Annotated in this window: 14 protein-coding genes; 5 read left to right on the forward strand and 9 right to left on the reverse strand. The window is 61.2% G+C overall.

Features of this window, described 5'->3' with window-relative positions; genetic code table 11:
- Positions 1 to 9: 9 nt before the first annotated feature.
- The 3 genes from EFB14_RS01465 to EFB14_RS01475 all read right to left on the reverse strand — a co-directional run bounded on the left by EFB14_RS01465 (position 10) and on the right by EFB14_RS01475 (position 1,676).
- Complete coding sequence (locus tag EFB14_RS01465) at positions 10 to 354, reverse strand: RidA family protein (protein ID WP_126822090.1); 345 nt, start codon at positions 352 to 354, stop codon at positions 10 to 12.
- Positions 355 to 427: 73 nt separating this feature from the next.
- Entirely contained in the window at positions 428 to 766 is a 339-nt protein-coding gene (locus EFB14_RS01470) for a protein tyrosine phosphatase family protein (protein WP_125843549.1), read from the reverse strand.
- 70 nt (positions 767 to 836) lie between these two features.
- A complete protein-coding gene (locus tag EFB14_RS01475) occupies positions 837 to 1,676 on the reverse strand; it encodes an aldose 1-epimerase family protein (protein ID WP_126822092.1) in 840 nt (279 codons plus the stop codon).
- A gap of 255 nt (positions 1,677 to 1,931) precedes the next feature.
- On the opposite strand from EFB14_RS01475, the gene EFB14_RS01480 reads away from it, so the two are divergent.
- The 4 genes from EFB14_RS01480 (at position 1,932) to EFB14_RS01495 (ending at position 6,113) form a co-directional block, all read left to right on the forward strand.
- Positions 1,932 to 3,332: a L,D-transpeptidase gene (locus EFB14_RS01480; protein ID WP_126822094.1), complete on the forward strand. Its 1,401-nt coding sequence runs from the start codon at positions 1,932 to 1,934 to the stop codon at positions 3,330 to 3,332.
- Between the two features lie 193 nt (positions 3,333 to 3,525).
- Positions 3,526 to 4,494 carry an aliphatic sulfonate ABC transporter substrate-binding protein gene (locus tag EFB14_RS01485; RefSeq protein WP_126822096.1) on the forward strand — a complete coding sequence of 323 codons (969 nt, stop codon included), beginning with the start codon at positions 3,526 to 3,528 and terminating at the stop codon, positions 4,492 to 4,494.
- Positions 4,495 to 4,516: 22 nt separating this feature from the next.
- Positions 4,517 to 5,356 carry an ABC transporter permease gene (locus EFB14_RS01490; protein WP_126822098.1) on the forward strand — a complete coding sequence of 280 codons (840 nt, stop codon included), beginning with the start codon at positions 4,517 to 4,519 and terminating at the stop codon, positions 5,354 to 5,356.
- A gap of 1 nt (position 5,357) precedes the next feature.
- Complete coding sequence (locus EFB14_RS01495; protein WP_126822100.1) at positions 5,358 to 6,113, forward strand: ABC transporter ATP-binding protein; 756 nt, start codon at positions 5,358 to 5,360, stop codon at positions 6,111 to 6,113.
- Positions 6,114 to 6,171: 58 nt separating this feature from the next.
- On the opposite strand, the gene EFB14_RS01500 is transcribed toward EFB14_RS01495, so the two are convergent.
- From EFB14_RS01500 to EFB14_RS01525, 6 genes are all read right to left on the reverse strand, one after another.
- On the reverse strand, positions 6,172 to 6,870 hold the full coding sequence (locus EFB14_RS01500; protein WP_245438192.1) for a ParA family protein: 699 nt from the start codon (positions 6,868 to 6,870) through the stop codon (positions 6,172 to 6,174).
- A gap of 229 nt (positions 6,871 to 7,099) precedes the next feature.
- Positions 7,100 to 8,251, reverse strand: coding sequence for an iron-containing alcohol dehydrogenase (locus tag EFB14_RS01505; RefSeq protein ID WP_126822104.1), 1,152 nt, complete (start codon positions 8,249 to 8,251; stop codon positions 7,100 to 7,102).
- Positions 8,248 to 9,633: an aldehyde dehydrogenase family protein gene (locus tag EFB14_RS01510; RefSeq protein WP_126822106.1), complete on the reverse strand. Its 1,386-nt coding sequence runs from the start codon at positions 9,631 to 9,633 to the stop codon at positions 8,248 to 8,250. Before EFB14_RS01510 ends, EFB14_RS01505 begins: the two co-directional genes overlap by 4 nt.
- A 203-nt stretch (positions 9,634 to 9,836) precedes the next feature.
- Positions 9,837 to 11,204, reverse strand: coding sequence for a glutamine synthetase family protein (locus EFB14_RS01515; RefSeq protein WP_125843539.1), 1,368 nt, complete (start codon positions 11,202 to 11,204; stop codon positions 9,837 to 9,839).
- 148 nt (positions 11,205 to 11,352) lie between these two features.
- Positions 11,353 to 12,942, reverse strand: a complete 1,590-nt coding sequence (locus EFB14_RS01520) for an amino acid permease (RefSeq protein WP_126822107.1) — start codon at positions 12,940 to 12,942, stop codon at positions 11,353 to 11,355.
- Positions 12,943 to 13,061: 119 nt separating this feature from the next.
- Entirely contained in the window at positions 13,062 to 13,832 is a 771-nt protein-coding gene (locus EFB14_RS01525) for an N-formylglutamate amidohydrolase (RefSeq protein ID WP_126822109.1), read from the reverse strand.
- A 177-nt stretch (positions 13,833 to 14,009) separates the two neighbouring features.
- Between EFB14_RS01525 and EFB14_RS01530 the strand changes: the two genes are divergently transcribed.
- Positions 14,010 to 14,882, forward strand: coding sequence for a MurR/RpiR family transcriptional regulator (locus EFB14_RS01530; RefSeq protein ID WP_126822111.1), 873 nt, complete (start codon positions 14,010 to 14,012; stop codon positions 14,880 to 14,882).
- Positions 14,883 to 14,938: the final 56 nt, after the last annotated feature.

The following is a 14,938-nucleotide window of genomic DNA, read 5'->3' on the forward strand; positions in this document are numbered from 1 at the left end:
GACGCGAACTCAGTCGATCGCTGCCGTAACGATGAACTCGACCTTGTATTTCGGCGCAGCGAGCTTTGCTTCGCTGGTGGCACGGGCCGGCGGATTGGCCGGATCGATCCAGCTTTCCCAGACCGCATTCATTTCTGCGAAATAGGCGATATCGGAGAGGTAGATGATCGTCTGCAGGATCTTCGACTTGCTGCTGCCTGATGCAGCCAGCAGGCGGTCGACTTCGGCAAGCGAGGACTTGCACTGATCCGTGACGCTTTCGCCCTCGCCGACCTGGCCTGCGAGATAGACCGTGTTGCCATGAATGACGGCGCCGCTCATGCGCGAGCCGACGTCGATACGCTTGATGCTCATTATAGTCTCCTCAGTGAATGGAAAGTGGCGGCGCTGAGGGACAGCGCCGGAAAATCGGGCTCCGGAGCCGGGCTTAGCCGCGGATATGATGGGTCTTCTGATAGATCGCCGTCGAGCGTGCGCCGGAGCGGCAATAGCCGAGCATCGGTCGCGGGAATTCGTCGAGCGCGTCGACCATGCCCTGCACCGCTTCCTCGGTCACGCCCATCGGTCCCACAGGCACATGCGCGATATCGAGGCCGAGCTCCCTGGCGCGCGCCTCGATGACCGAGAACGGCGTCTGGTCCGGGCTTTCCTGGTCGGGGCGATGGCAGACGATCGATTTGAAGCCCAGCGCCTTGATCTCGTCGAGGTCCTCGGGCGTGATCTGACCCGAAACCGAATATTCATCGTCGATCTGGCGAATATCCATCGTCCTGTCTCCTAAAAATCATGGGCTGAAGGTCTACGACGCAGGCCGGCAGGCGTCAACAACACTTCGCTCACAGGAAGGTGAAGGTCAGCGCATAACTGCGGCTCTCGCCAGGCGCCAGCATGTTGAACTCTCCGGCCGCCTCAAGCTCGTCGCGCAAGACCCAGCGGTGCGAAACGGGCTCGATGCCGATGATATGGGCCGGCGCCTTCTGGTTCCGCCAGACCTGCAGATAAGGCAGCGTATCGGCACGGAAGCGCACGCGAAGCGTCCTGCCGCCGATCGCGGCGATCGGCCCGAGCCGGACCTCCGCAAAGCCCTCCTCCGTCGCCTGCGCGGGGAGGCAGAAAATGCCGCCCGGCTCCTCGCCGAAGGTCCAGGGAAAGCCGCCATTCGCAAGCATCCGCCCTTCGAGCCGGGTGCCCTCGTCCAGCCATTTGCCGCCGGTGTTCATGTGATACATCAGGAAGGTCGGCACGGTCCGGTCGCTGGTATTGACGACGCGGTCCTCGAGCCGCACCTCGCCGGTCGCCCCCTCGATCCGCCACAGCCGCTCGATGCGTTGCGACAGGCCCTCGACGGTCACGATGTCGATATCGGCGCGGCATTCGGCATTGCCGTTCTCGAATTTCGTCCACAGCACCTTCGCCGCATGGCCGGAGGCCGATCCGTGCAACGGATAGACCTTGCCGTCCGACCGGCCGGGGATCGGCTGGCGGTGGCGGATATGGTCCGGTCCGCAGGTGAAGAGGAAGCCTTCAAGCGAATGATCGATTCGCGGATCGCCGTCATCGGGAATGGCCCGCTTCGGCGCGATATCGACGCCGTCGATGATGCAGCCGCCGATATCCAGCACCGATGTTTCGTCCAGCATCAGGCGCGGCCCGCTTGCGGCGGCAAATTCGATCATCGCAGTCTCCTCGAGGATTTATCGGCCGCCGTAGGGTTAGGTTTTGCTCTACTCTTCGTCAATCGGCGCCGCCTCCATCTTGCGTTTTCACCGCAACGGTGGATTTTGCGGAACGGACACAAGAACGCAAACGTTTATGAGTAAAAGGAAATCTTAGTGATTTTCATATTTTGTTCAGCACAGTTTCATAAATTCCACACTAGCGTCAAAATTGACGGGTGTGTGTCTGCCCAGTCACCGTTCGAGGTTTGAGACGTGAATCGCTTTTTGAAATCGGCATTTTCGCTTGTGGTCGTGCTGGCAGCCCTTGCCGCCGCAGCGCCTGAGGCAGGCGCGCAGCAGTTCCGCGACCGCCGCCAGAGCGATGTCGTGCTGGTCACGCCGAACGGCGAAATCCTCGACTACCTCCCCCCCGGCGTTGCCTATGCCCGGGACCGCAGCGGCAACCGCGTGCTGATCGATGCCTACGGCAACATCGTCGCCACCGAGATGCGCGCCCGCGGCTATTATCCGCCGCGCCCCGGCCCCCGCGAGGTCTATAGCAACCAATCCGGCAACGATCCCTACTATGCCGACGACGGTAACAATGGCGATACGCGTTACTCCGAGCGCGGGGCCGTGACCGGCGGTATCCCGCGTGATGCGGCGATCGAACGCCAGCCGCTCGGCGAGCAGCCCTATCCCAACGATAACAGCATCGGCAATCCGCAGCCCGGCGACGACTATGCCTCGATCGATCCCGATCAGCAGATTCCGCCCGCCGACGCACCGAAGGCGGCACCGGAAGAGCCCGTCATCACGCTGAAGAACAAGTCGAAGCCCGAGATCGTCGCACTGCAGGTCTTCCTCGACCGCGCCGGCATCTCCCCCGGCGTCATCGACGGTCATATGGGCTCGAACGTCACCAAGGGCATCTATGCCTATGACCAGATGACCGGGTCGAAGCTCGACCCGAACGACACCGATGCCATTCTGGAAGAACTGCGCATGAACGGCGGCCTGCCCGTCGTCAGCTACACGATCACCCCGGCCGATGCCGCCGGCCCCTTCGTCGCCCAGATCCCGGAAGATTATTCGCAAAAGGCGCTGCTGCCGTCGCTCGCCTATACCTCCACCACGGAAATGCTCGCAGAGCGCTTCCACATGGATGAGGGCTTCCTCAAGGAGATGAACCCCGGCGCCGATTTCAGCGTTCCCGGCACCGTCATCAAGGTCGTCAATCCCGGTGAGCCGAAAAGCGGTGACGTCGCCCGCATCATCGCCGACAAGGGCCGCAAGCAGGTCTTCGCCTATGACGCCGCCGGCAATCTCCTCGCCGCCTACCCGGCTTCGATCGGCTCCACCGACACGCCCTCCCCTTCGGGCACAGTGACTGTCGAGCGCGTCGCTCTCAATCCCGGCTACACCTACAATCCGAAGATCAATTTCCAGCAGGGCGTCAACGACAAGATCCTCAACATTCCGCCAGGCCCGAACGGCCCGGTCGGCACCGTCTGGATGGCACTTTCCAAGCCGACCTACGGCATCCACGGCACGCCCGAGCCCTCCAAGATCGGCCGCACCCAGAGCCATGGCTGCATCCGTCTGACCAACTGGGATGCCACCGAGCTTGCCAAGATGGTCAAGCCGGGCGTGACGGTCGAATTCGTCGACTGACCAAAACACCGCGTCATGCCAGACGGCTGGGACCGGCCGAGGTCGGTAACCGACAGCATTTTTGACACAACAATCTAGCGCGAGCTGCGGCGGCAGTTCAAATTTGCTCTGCCGTCCTAAAGTTTGGAACCTGAAAGCACGCAAAAAAGCTATTAAATCTGTAGATTTCACCTCCTAACATTTTGGAGGTCGTATGAAATCGCTTGTTCGATTGGCTTTGAGCGTTTTGGCGGGTTTTGTCGCCGTCGGCACGGCACAGGCTGCCGATGTCTCGGAAATTCGCGTGGATTGGGCGACCTACAATCCGGTCAGCCTCATTCTGAAGGATGAAGGCATCCTGGAAAAGGAATTCGAAAAGGATGGTATCAAGATAACCTGGGTCCAGTCCGCAGGCTCCAACAAAGCCCTGGAATTCCTGAATGCCGGCTCTCTCGACTTTGGCTCGACCGCGGGTGCGGCTGCATTGATCGGCCGCGTCAACGGCAACCCGATCAAATCCATCTATGTGTATTCGCGTCCGGAATGGACCGCGCTCGTCACCCGCAAGGATACCGGCATTACCAAGGTCCAGGACCTCAAGGGCAAGTCCATCGCCGTGACGCGCGGCACCGACCCGCACATTTTCCTGGTGCGTGCCCTGGCCGATGCAGGGCTGACCGAAAAGGATGTTTCGCTGGTTCTGCTGCAGCACGCGGACGGCCGCCTTGCGCTGAAGCGTGGCGACGTCGACGCTTGGGCCGGCCTCGATCCGATCATGGCCTCCGCCGAGATTGAAGACGGCGATGTGCTCTTCTATCGCAAGCCTGACAACAACAGCTGGGGCGTGCTCAATGTGCGCGAGGAGTTTGCAGCCGCCCATCCCGATCTCGTCAAACGCGTGCTTGCATCCTATGAGAAGGCGCGCTCCGAAGCTCTGAAAGATCCGGCCAAGCTCAAGGCCGCCCTCGTCGCCGCCACCAAGCTGCCCGATAGCGTGATAGACCGCCAGTTGGAGCGTACCAACCTCACCTATTCCGTGATCGGCGATGCGCAGCGCGAGACGATCGAAGCCGCGGGTCTCGCCTTGCAAAAGGCCGATGTCATCAAGGCGGATGTCGATGTCGCCAAAACCGTCTCGGCGCTGATCGATCCCAGCTACGCCTCCGCCGCTCTCGGCCAGTGAAGCAATAGAAAGAGCATTCCCCATGTCATTGGTGGACATCGCGCTGTCATGGCAAAAGACGGAAACAGCAAGGGAGACCCGGCGGCGCCGGGTTTCGCCTTTCGATCATCCGATCGTCGGAATCGTGTTTCCGCTCGCGTTGTTTGCCGCCTGGGAGATCCTCGTCCGAGCGGGAATAGTCGGCGGTCGCCTGATGCCCCCACCCTCGAAAATTCTCTCTACAGTCTATGCGCTGTCGGCATCAGGAGATCTGACAACACATGTCGGCGCGACGCTGCGCAGAGTGACGATCGGTTTCGCCTTCGGGTCGCTGGTGGGAACCGCGCTTGGGGCGCTGACCGGTTACTCCAAACTGCTCGCACGCCTGCTGGATCCGACCCTGCAGGCTCTGCGGGCAATTCCCTCCATTGCCTGGGTGCCGCTGTTCATCCTATGGTTCGGTATTTTCGAAGCTTCCAAAGTCGCCCTGATTGCTGTGGGCGTCTTCTTCCCGGTCTATCTCGGGGTCTATGGCGCCGTTACCGGCGTTGACAGGCGCATCGTCGAGGTCGGCCGCGTCTTTCGGCTTTCAGGCTTCGAGCTCATTCGTCTGATCCTGCTGCCGGCGGTCCTTCCGGACTTTATCCTCGCCTTGCGCGCAGGCTTGGGTCTCGGTTGGATGTTCGTCGTTGCGGCGGAGTTCATGGGCGCATCTGAAGGCCTGGGATATCTTCTGGTGGATGGTCAGCAACTCGGAAAACCGGACCAGATCTTTGCCGCTATTTTGATCTTTGCCATTGTCGGCAAGGCGACCGACAGTCTGCTTCTGATTGCGAGCGCGCCGTTCCTGCGCTGGCGCGACAGCCATGCAAGCAGGATCTGACATGCTCGATATCCGCTCTCTATCCAAGATCTATCCCAACGGTACGCATGCGCTGCAAGACTTCTCCCTCAATATCGGAAAGGGGGAGTTGGTCGCGGTCATCGGAGGATCGGGTTGCGGCAAGAGCACCCTTCTGAGGATGTTGTCGGGCCTGGAAGCTTCTACGCAGGGCGAAATAAGCCTGGAGGGACGGCTGCTGAGGGAGCCGGACTCATTGGTGAATATCGTCTTCCAGGAGCCCCGGCTCTTTCCCTGGCTGACTGTCGCGGACAATATCGGTTTCGGCTTGCGTCATCTGGCAAGCCGCGAACGGGATGAGCAGGTATCGGCGGCCCTGGAGAAGATCGGCCTTCGCGGCTACGAGAAGCGCTGGATCAAGGAACTATCAGGCGGGCAGGCGCAGCGCGTGGCCTTGGCACGCGCTCTCGTGACGAAGCCGGCGTTGCTCCTGTTGGACGAGCCCTTCTCCGCGCTCGATGCGATGACGCGCGTCGAGCTCCAGGATCATCTGATCGATCTATGGCGCGTGAATGCCACGACGATGCTGCTCGTCACGCACGATATCGAAGAGGCAGCCTTTTTGGCGGATCGCGTCGTCGTGATGCGCCCTTGGCCGGGACGCATTCTGGAGGTGGTCGAGGTAGGCTTGCCGCGGCAACGCAATCGCATGTCGGACGAATTGGCCGAAGTCAAAAGGCGTCTTTCCGACCTTCTGGCTCATTCTCTCCACGACGGCACCCGCACGGCAAGCGCCTGAAAAACGAAATGCGTCGCGGTGCGAACCGGACGCATGTCGTTCAAGGATGCGGTAACTGTCAGGCTGCCGTCGCCATCCGGGCGGATGCCGTCAGCTTGACCGGCAGCTTGCGCATCATTTCCTCGGCGAAACAGGTGGCGTTTTCACGCGCCTTGTCGAGATTGCTGACGCGCGTCGGGTCAATCGTGTGCAGCGTGCCGCCGCAGTCGAAGATGTCGCGGAAAGCCGACCGTTCGATGATGGCGGTATCAAGCACCGGCACGTGCCGCTCGCTGAGCAGCGACTTGACGAGCTGCAACGCCCGCGTCGTCACCATCGAGTTGACGCGGGTCAGCACCACCGAATGGCCGATCTTGATGCCGGCCTTCTCGTCCAGATATTGCAGCAACTCGAGCACCTGAGCGCCGCCGCGCGCATCCATCGCACAGCCCTGGATCGGGATCAGCACGTGGTCGGAAAGGCCGACGGCGGTGGCGAGCAGCGGGTTGCGCGCACCCGGCAGGTCGACGATGAAGTAGTCGGTATTATGCTTGTTCTCGCTGATATGCTGCGGCAGCGAGGCCGTGGTCACGAAATCGATCACCGAAACATTGGGCACATGACCTGATATCTCATGCCAGCGCGAAATCCAGTGCTGCGGATCGGCGTCGAGAATGGTGACGCGGTAACCCTTGCGGGCAAGCTCGGTCGCGAGCAGGAGAACAGCGGTCGTCTTGCCGGCGCCGCCCTTGGTATTTGCGAAAGTAATGACAGGCATGTTCGTTCCTCGGAAGGCAATGATGCGAGCCGGCATCGCTCTTTTGCGCACTCTCGGAGCATCGTGCGGTTAAGCCATCCTTTACAATCATGGTTAACAAATTCCAAACGCGCCCGCCGAAATTGCAGCCTGTTATTTTTCACATCCCTAAAATTAGGAATGCCTTGAAACGAAAAAGGCCAGGAAAGCCAAAGCCTTCCGGGCCAGTCTGCAGGTCCGCCTTCAATTGTCAGAAGCAATCCCGGAAAAGGGCCTTGGTATTTTCGAGTGTCATTGCAACCGGGTTGCCGCCGGCGCTCGGATCTTCGATCGCCATGGCCGACAATTCGTCGATGCGGTCGGGGGCGATTCCCATCGCCGTCAGCGTCTCCGGCACGCCGAGATCGGAGCGCAGCGTCAGCACGTAGTCGTAGAAGCCGTCGAAACCGCCTGAGATGCCGAGATAGGCGGCCGCCCGGCCGATTTTCTCCTCGATAACAGCGCGGTTGAAGCGCAGCACCGCCGGCATCACCACAGCATTGGTCATGCCGTGATGGGTGTTGTAGACGGCGCCGATCGGGTGCGACAGGGCGTGGATGGCGCCAAGCCCCTTCTGGAAGGCGACCGCGCCCATGGCGGCAGCCGCCATCATGTTGGCGCGGGCTTCGAGATCGGTGCCCTCCCTATAGGCGCGCGGCAGGAATTCCTTGACCAGCCGCATGCCTTCGAGCGCGATCCCGGCCGACATCGGGTGGTAGAAGGGCGAAGAATAGGCTTCCAGGCAATGGGCGAAGGCATCCATGCCGGTGCCGGCCGTGATGATCTTCGGCATGCCGACCGTCAGTTCCGGATCGGAGATGACGACGCCGGGCAGGAACTTCGGATGGAAGATGATCTTCTTCACATGGGTTTCGGAATTGGTAATGACGCTGGCGCGGCCGACTTCCGAACCGGTGCCCGCCGTCGTCGGCACGGCGACGATCGGCGCGATGCCCTCGATGCTCGCGCGCGTCCACCAGTCGCCGATATCTTCGAAATCCCAGACCGGCCGCGTCTGGCCGGCCATGAAGGCGACGCACTTGCCGAGATCGAGACCGGAGCCGCCGCCGAAGGCGACGACACCGTCATGGCCGCCGTCCTTGAAGGCCTTGACGCCGGCTTCGAGGTTCTTCTCGTTCGGGTTCGGATCGACATCGGCGAAGATCGCCCGGCCAAGACCGGCATCTTCGAGGATATCGAGCGCATTCTTGGTGATCGCCATCGAGGCGAGGCCGCGGTCGGTCACAAGCAGCGGCTTCTTGATGCCGAGGCTCTTGCAGGCGTCGGCCAGTTCCTTGATGCGGCCCCGGCCGAGCTTGACCGATGTCGGGTAGCTCCAGTTTGCGGTGATGTTGCTGCTCATGCTGTGACTTTCTTCAGATGGAAGGATTTCGGACGAGTCAGGTTGTGGAAGCCGATGATCGACAGCGAACCGCCGCGGCCCGTCTCCTTGACGCCGGTCCAGCAAAGCGCCGGATCGAGATAGTCCGCGCGGTTCATGAAAACGGTGCCGGTTTCGATCTCACGGCCGAGACGAGCAGCCCGCTCGACATCCTTGGTCCAGAGCGAAGCCGTCAGCCCGTACTGGCTGTCGTTCATCAAAGCCAGTGCCTCCTCGTCGCTCTTCACCTTCATGATGCCGACCGCCGGACCGAAGGTCTCCTCGCGCATGAAGGCCATGGAATGGTCGACATCGACGAGAACCTGCGGCGCAAGATAGGCGCCGCCGTCATCCTGAGGGAAAAGCTTGGGATCGACAAGCGCCTTGGCGCCCTTGGAAACTGCATCGGCGATCTGCTCGCGCACCACCTTGGCGAAACGCTTGTTCGCCATCGGCCCGAGCGAGGTTTCCGGATCGAGCGGATTGCCGAGCTTGTAGTTCGACACCCAGGCGACCGATTTCTCGACGAAGGCGTCATAGAGCGACTCATGCACATAGATGCGCTCGATGCCGCAGCAGCATTGGCCGGAATTGTAGGTGGCGCCATCCATCAGCGTATCGACCGCCGCTTCGAGATCGGCGTCTTCCATGACATAACCCGGATCCTTGCCTCCGAGTTCGAGGCCGAGACCCGTGAAGGTGCCGGCAGCGGCCCGCTCCATCGACCGCCCGCCTTCGACCGATCCGGTGAAGTTGACGAAGTTGAAGCTGCCCGCGGCAATCAGCGCCGACGTCGTCTCATGATCGAGGAAGACGTTCTGGAACACGTCTTCGGGAACACCGGCCTCGACGAAGGCCTGCACCAGCCGCTCACCCACAAGCAGCGTCTGCGAGGCGTGTTTCAGCACCACCGTATTGCCGGCCATCAGCGCCGGGGCGATCGTGTTGATCGCCGTCATGTAGGGATAGTTCCATGGGGCGACGACGAAGACGACGCCATGCGCCTCGCGCTCGATGCGCCGCTCGAAACGGTCGCTCTCCTCGACGACGACAGGCGCCATCGCATCCGCCGCGATCGAGGCGACATAGTTGGAGCGCTCGTTGAAGCCCCTGTATTCGCCGCCGTACTTGATCGGCCGGCCCATCTGCCAGGCAAGCTCGGGCACGACGACGTCGGACATCTCGTTCAGCCGCGCGACACCCTTCAGCACAAGCTGGACACGCTCTTCGAGCGGTCGCTTCGCCCAGGCCTTCTGCGCCTTGCGGGCACGCGCCACAACGTCCTTGGCAGCGTCAAGTGAAAGTGCCGGTCGTTCGGCGTAAACCGATCCGTCGACCGGTGAAATGCATTGGATCATTGCCATGATCGATTTCCGTCCTCGTATTGATCAAAAATTTCGTCGAGGGTCATAGCCCCTCATCCGCCTGCCGGCACCTTCTCCCTGCTCGCGGGGCGAAGGGGTTATGCCGCACCGTTTTCCGCACTCTCAAGCGATCCGTGTGGCAAGTCCCCTCTCCCCGCAAGCGGGGAGAGGGTTAGGGTGAGGGGCAAACCCGCAAATGCCTATTAAGCTCTTTCGAAACCGCGCGCCACTTCCCAATCGGTGATGCGGCGGTCGTATTCTTCCTGTTCCCATTCGGCAGCTCGGGTGTAATGGTCGATCACGTCGTCGCCGAAGGCCTTGCGCAGCATCGCCGATTCCGTCATCGCGGCCGAAGCCGCGCGCAGCGTGCGCGGGATCTCGCGAATGTCCTTGCCGCCGTAAGCGTCGCCGACGAAGGGAGCTTCGAGTTCGAGCTTGTTCTCGATCCCGTCGATGCCGGCGGCAAGCAGCGCGGCAAAGGCGAGGTAGGGATTGAGATCGGAGCCGCCGACGCGGCATTCGATGCGGATCCCCTTGGTTTCCTCGCCGCAGAGGCGATAGCCGGCGGTACGGTTGTCCTTGCTCCAGATCGCCTTGGTCGGCGCAAAGGTGCCGGCCATGAAGCGCTTGTAGGAATTGATATAAGGCGCCAGGAAATAGGTGATCTCGCTCGCATGGGAGAGAAGCCCGGCAACGTAATTGTGCATCAGCGGCGACATGCCGTATTTGCCGGCATGGTCGAAGAACAGCGGCTTTTCCTCGAGGCTCCAGAGCGACTGATGGATGTGGGAAGAGCTGCCGGCGGCATTATAGTTCCACTTGGCAAGGAAGGTGATGGCCTTGCCCTTCGACCAGGCGATCTCCTTGCAGCCGTTCTTGATGATCGCATGCCGGTCGGCCATGGCGAGCGCGTCGGCATAACGCACGTTGATTTCCTCCTGGCCGGCCGAAGCCTCGCCCTTGGAATTCTCGACCGGAATGCCGGCGCCCTGCAGCCCGGTGCGGATCGCCCGCATCACCTCTTCCTCCTTGGTGGTCTGGAAGATGTGATAGTCCTCGTTATAGGCGCTGGCGAGCTTGAGGTTGCGGTAGCCGGAAGCCTGCGCCGCCTCGTAGGTCTGGTCGAACAGGAAGAATTCGAGCTCGGAAGCCATGTAGGCCTTCATGCCCATGTCTTCGAGGCGCTTCACCTGCTTCTTCAGGATCGCCCGCGGCGAATGGGCGACCTCTTCGTGCGTGTGATGGTCGAGCACGTCACAGAGCACGAGCGCCGTGCCCTCCAGCCAGGGAATGCGGCGCAACGTCGCCAGATCCGGCTTCATCGTATAGTCGCCGTAGCCCTTCTCCCAGCTCGTCGCCTTGTAGCCGGAGACCGTTTCCATCTCCATGTCAGTCGCTTGCAGGTAGTTGCAGCTGTGCGTTTCCTTCCACGCGCTCTCGACGAAATATTCCGCCTGGAAGCGCTTGCCCATCAGCCGGCCCTGCATGTCCACCTGGCAGGCCAGAACCGTGTCGATGCGCCCTTCGGCAACATCCTTCCTGAGATCGTCGATTGTGTAGCTGCTGCTCATGATTGATCCGCCTGAACGAGAAAAGGGAAAATCGGAAATCGGGACAACGAAACGGCATGCCATCGCTGGAATTTTCCGGCCGGATGCCTTTTCGTTGGACCGCTGACGGGGCCACAGGATGCGGCCCCGTTTCTTCTCAATACGTCGATTATTCGCCGGGAACGGCGACGGTACCGGTTTCGCCGACAGCGGCTTCCGCGGCGGCAATCTCGCCTTGCCGCTTGGCGATCATGTCGCCGATCGGCGGACCCTGGAAGCGTCTGTTCTCAACCGCGAACCAGATGACGATCGCCAGCACTATGAAGCCCAGGGTTACGCCGAAGACCTTGTCGTTCGGCGGTTGGATCGCGATGTAGATGATCAGGATCATGCCGAGCGTTGCGAGAACCCCGACCGCCTTGTAGACACCGCTGCCGAGGTTCCACGGTCCGGGTGCCGGCCACTTCTTGGTGCCATAGGCGAAGATGCCGAGCACGATCGGGAAGAGGAAGGACAGGAAAAGGAAGATCAGCGTCGCATTGACCACGGTAACGTAGAGGCTCGCCTCGCCGACCGAGATGAACAATGCGCCCCAGACGAACAGGCTTTCGAGAGCCGCACCCGTCCAGATCGCCGCAACCGGCGTGCGGAATTTCGGGCTGACGCTGGCAAGCGCCTTCGAACCGACCGGAAGGCCGCCGTCACGCGAGAAGGCAAAGATCATGCGCGAGCAGGAGGTAACGGTCGCAAGTCCGCAAAGGAACTGCGAGATGAAGATCGCGATGTAAAGCAGCGTCACCAGCCAGGCCGGCATGATGGCGTTGACGGTCATGAAGAACACGCTCCAGCCCTGCTTGGCGCCTTCGGCCATATCGGGAATGGCAATGACGAAAGCCGAAAGCATCACCCAGCCGGCAAGCGACGACCAGATGACGGCCGACACCATCGAGCGCGGCACGGAAAGAGCTGCCTTCTTGGTTTCCTCAGACGTGTGGGCGGAGGCATCGTAGCCGGTGATCGTGTAGATCGGCAGGAGCAGGCCGAGGCCGAAAATATACCACATGCTGTCCGAATGCGGCCAAACCGCACCGCCGGCATCACCGGAATAATTGGTGAAGGTCCACAGGCGCGAGAAATCATGCGTCGGAGCGAAATAGAAGCAAGCGATCGTCAGCACGGCCGCGGTCACGAGGATCAGCGTACCGGAGAAGTCGGTGAGTTTTGCCGTCAGGCCGATGCCGAAATGGTTGATCGCCGCCTGGACGATCGTGAAGAGCACGACCAGGACGACCTGCATGCCGGGCGAGACGACGCCGCTGGCATCCGCAATGCCGAGTTGGGCGCCGAACGTGCCGCCGAGGAAGAGCGCCGTGCCGATGTTGATGGCGCCGAGAACGGTGATGAGGCCGAGCAGGTTGAGCCATGCCGTCAGCCAGCCGGTGAAGCGGGTGCCGAGAATGGAACTCCAGTGATAGAGGCCGCCGGCCGTCGGATAGGCGGACGATATCTGCGCCATGCCGAGCGCAAAGAACAGCGAGATGATGCAGCCGACCGGCCAGCCGATGCCGATCGCGGCACCACCAACACCCGACGTCGCCTGTGCGAGCGAATTGATGCCGCCCGAAAGGATGCAGATGATCGAAAACGAAATTGCGAAATTCGAGAACGAGCTCATACGCCGTTCGAGTTCCTGGGCGTAGCCCATGGAATGCAGGACATGGACGTCCTGCGTCTTATCCTGATCGGTATAGTCAGACATGACTTCCCCCTGTTAGCCGCCCGGCCGCGGGATTGCGGGCCGGTCCAGTGCCAATTGTCCGCGGCATTTGCGCCGTGCGGACTCCGCAGATAAACTGCTCCCTCGGGTCTTCTTTTTTATCAGGCTTCCAGGCTTTGCTGGAGAAGTCCTGTCAGATAGTCGGCCATGACCCCTTGGCCGCTATCGTCTGTGAGGAGGTCGTTGCGGACCTCGATCATTACATTGCGCAAGCCGTTCGAAAGCCCGTGCAGGATCAGCGTGTGGGTCACGCCGTCCTTGGGCCCGTAAGGCTCGTTGCGTTCCGTTCGGTAGAGCGGCGCCTCGGCCGCAGCATCAAGCATCCGGTCGGCGAGCCGGCTGTCCTCGTCGTGCAATATGCCGAGTTCGACGGCGCGTTGGCGGCCGTGATAGACCGGCGTAAAGCTGTGCATCGTCACGATGACGCTGTCCTGCCCCCTCGCCCGGCGATCGCGGATCAGCTCGCGAATGGCGTCGTGGAAAGGCACGTAGAGTGCATCCGTGCGCGCAAGGCGCTCTTCGTCGGTCAGATCCTTGTTGCCCGGAATGGCGTAGATCTCGCTCGTCTCCGGCATGGCGCCGGGCGAACTCGGCGGACGGTTGCAGTCATAGATCAGCCGGGAGAAGCGCTGATAGACAAGCGTGGCGTCGAGCGCTTTGGAGATGCCGCGCGCAACCGCTAAGGCCCCCGGATCCCAGGCGATATGGCTCGAGAGCGCTTCGCTGGACAGGCCGAGATCGCCGAACCGGGCAGGAAGCGCGTTCGAAGCGTGCTCGCAGACGAGCAGCACCGGGCTGCGGCCGCCAATACGCTCGATCCCGACGCATTCGCCGTCCGCTTCGCTGAGGATTTTCGGCTGGGCCAGCACCAAAGGCGCCACTCCTATCCCTTAATAAAATATTTATAAGAAAAGAATTCTTCAGCTTTCGACCGCTGTCAAGCATCCGCTGAAAATTTCTTTTCATGACAGCTGTTGACATGGATTATGACAGCGTTGTTAACTTTGGTTGGGAAAGTGGCGCCAGACCATCCCGGGGAGCAAAGTCAAGTGACAACTGCGTCGAAGACGGTTTCGGACGTCATCCACTCGCATCTTGCGGTGCTGACACGCGCCGAGAAGCAGTTGGCGGAAAGCCTTCTCGACAATTATCCGGTTTCCGGCCTCGGCAGCATCACCACCATCGCCGAGAATGCCGGCGTCTCGACGCCGACCGTCGTGCGCATGGTCCAGAAGCTCGGCTTCAAGGGCTATCCCGATTTCCAGGCGCATCTGCATCAGGAAGTCGAGGCGACGATCTCCAACCCGATAGCCAAGCACGATCGCTGGGCGCAGAACGCGCCGGGCACGCATATCCTCAACCGTTTCGCCGATGCCATCATGGGCAACCTGCGCCAGACGCTGACCGATCTCGACACCGCGACCTTCGACAACGTCGCCGCGCTGCTGTCGGACCGTAAGCGCGGCCTCTATTTCGCCGGCGGCCGCATCACCGGCGCGCTCGCCGAATATTTCTTCACTCATATGCAGGTGATCCGGCCGGCAACGACGCTGCTGTCGTCGAATTCCAGCAGTTGGCCGCAATATGTCCTCAACATGAATGCCGGCGACGTCCTGATCATCTTCGATATCCGCCGCTACGAGCAGGAGATGGTGAGCCTTGCCACCGCCGCCCGCAAGCGCGGCGCCGAAATCGTGGTGTTCACCGATCAGTGGGGCTCGCCTGCCGCCAAGCTTGCCAGGCATGCCTTCCGCGTCCGGATCGAGGCGCCGTCCGCCTGGGATTCTTCCGTCGTCACTCTCTTCATCGTCGAAGCGCTGATCGAGGCTGTTCAGAATTCGACCTGGGACGAGACGAAGGAGCGCATGAAGACGCTGGAAGGCCTGTTCGAGCAGACCAAGCTTTTCCGCAAACCGGGGTAGGAGGGCGGCTAAAACAAAGGAAAAACAATGACGGCTTTTCGCGAAAACCGATGGCG

The sequence above is a fragment of the Rhizobium fabae genome, assembly GCF_003985135.1.
GTDB lineage: Bacteria > Pseudomonadota > Alphaproteobacteria > Rhizobiales > Rhizobiaceae > Rhizobium > Rhizobium pisi.